Source organism: Methylobacterium sp. WL116 (assembly GCF_008039455.1).
GTDB lineage: Bacteria > Pseudomonadota > Alphaproteobacteria > Rhizobiales > Beijerinckiaceae > Methylobacterium.
Genome location: NZ_VRUV01001140.1, coordinates 1 through 471 on the forward strand (window position 1 = coordinate 1; position 471 = coordinate 471).

1 protein-coding gene is annotated in these 471 nt (G+C 74.3%); it reads left to right on the forward strand.

The features are described from left to right. Positions 1–471: tetratricopeptide repeat protein (locus FV223_RS29790; protein WP_147730143.1), on the forward strand; the 471-nt coding region annotated here is incomplete at both ends.

Below are 471 nucleotides of genomic sequence, written 5' to 3' on the forward strand. Positions count from 1 at the left end.
GGCCGGCCCTGTACGAGGCCGGCCGCTACGACGAGGCGGCGGCCGTGTTCCGCAACGGCGGCCGGCGCAACGCCTACAACCTCGGCAACGCGCTCGCCCGGACGGGCGACTATGCCGGCGCGATCGAGGCCTACGACGCGGCGCTGCAGTTCAACCCGCGCGACGCCGACGCGCAGGCCAACCGCTCGCTGATCGCCCAGCTCGTCGCCGAGGCGATCGACCGCAAGGGCGGCGGCACCGCCAACGGCTCGGCGCAGTACGGCGCCCGCTACAACAACACCGCCAACCAGGAGAAGGACAACACCCTCCAGGCCAATTCCAGCGGCGAGGGCTTGGCGGGCAACAAGGAGGCGAGCTCCTCGGCCTCGATCCCCGGCAACAGCAAGGTCGCGCGCCGCGGCCAGGCCGAGCAGCAGACCGTGGAATCGGGCCGCGGCGAGGCCCGGGGCTCGGCCGGCGACGCCGCCGGGC